The sequence below is a fragment of the Anaeromyxobacter sp. SG66 genome (genome assembly GCF_022690805.1).
In the GTDB taxonomy this organism is placed as follows: Bacteria; Myxococcota; Myxococcia; order Myxococcales; family Anaeromyxobacteraceae; genus Anaeromyxobacter; species Anaeromyxobacter soli.
Map to the genome: position 1 here is coordinate 1 of NZ_JALCZC010000228.1, position 1,363 is coordinate 1,363.

Below are 1,363 nucleotides of genomic sequence, written 5' to 3' on the forward strand. Positions count from 1 at the left end.
GGTTGTGTCCCTAAGAATGTGTGAATCGGAAGTTCGCGGAGGCTGAGAAGGAAGTGGAAGCTCCTCGGTGACCAAACACCAACGGCCTCGCTTGGCGGCGAGTCCAAGGAGCTTCCAGTGAACGAGGTTGCCGAGCTTGAACTGCCGACGCAAGAGAACTTCCGCACCGATCTGCGCACGCTCTGCCAGGGCGCGATCCGGGTCGCCCTGGAGGTCGTTCTGGAGGAGGAGATCCGGGCGTTGGTCGGCGCGAAGAAGTGGGAGCGCCAGGCCCAGCGGGTCGACAGCCGGAACGGCACGTACCTGCGGCGGCTCATCACGTCGATGGGCGGTGTCGACCTCAAGGTGCCGCGCTCTCGCGAGGGCGGCTCCGCCGGCGGCGCGGTGTTCGGGAGGTACAAGCGCCGGAGCGCCGAGGTCGACGACACCATGGTGACCGCCTACGTGCACGGCGCCTCGACGCGGGACATCGGCCAGATCACGGAGGCGCTCATGGGCGAGCACGTGAGCCGGTCGACCGTGAGCCGGGCGGCCAAGGCGCTGGGCACCAAGGTCGAGGACCTGCGCAAGGCGCCCATCGAAGGCCCGATCCCGTACCTGTTCCTCGATGCTACCTTCCTCGACGCCCGCTGGGCCCGCGAGGTCGAGAACGTCTCGGCGCTGGTGGCCTACGGCGTCGGCCTGGACGGGCACCGGCAGCTCCTGGCGATCACCGTCGGCGCCGAGGAGTCGGAGGCATCCTGGAGCGACCTGCTCGCTCAGCTCAACGAGCGCGGCCTCTCGGGGGTCCAGCTCGTCATCGCCGACGCCCACGCCGGCCTGGCCAAGGCGGTGCGCCATCATCTCCCGGAGGCGCCGCTGCAGCGGTGCTGCGTCCACCTCCAGCGGAACGTCGTCGCGAAGGCGCCCCAGAAGCTCAGGGCGCGGCTCGCCAAGGCCGTCTGGCAGGTTTTCATCGCGCCGTCCAAGGCGGACGCCCGCAGGCGGATGGCCGAGCTCGCCGCCGGTCTCGGGCGCCATCTGCCCGAGTCGATGGGGTGCCTCACCGACGGCTTCGAGGCGGCCACGAAGTTCTACGCGTTCCCCAAGGCGCACTGGCACCGCATCCGCTCCACCAACGGCCTCGAGCGGCTCCACGGCGAGATCAAGCGCCGCACCAACGCGGTGGGGGCGTTCCCGGACCGTGGCAGCGCTCTCCGCCTCGTCACCGCCGTCGCACTCAACGTGACTGCCATCTGGACCGACCGTCGCTATCTGGACCTGTCGATGCTGAAGTCGAAGGACGTCGCCGCCGCCAAGGCGGCGTGATTCAGCCGAGGAGCTTCACGCGGAGTTCCATTCACACAGAAGACGGGACTTGACC

Annotated in this window: 1 protein-coding gene; it reads left to right on the top strand. The window is 69.0% G+C overall.

The window, feature by feature from the left end; genetic code table 11:
- Positions 1-117: 117 nt before the first annotated feature.
- A complete protein-coding gene (locus tag MNZ39_RS24025; RefSeq protein ID WP_242341602.1) occupies positions 118-1,308 on the top strand; it encodes an IS256 family transposase in 1,191 nt (396 codons plus the stop codon).
- Positions 1,309-1,363 lie beyond the last annotated feature (55 nt).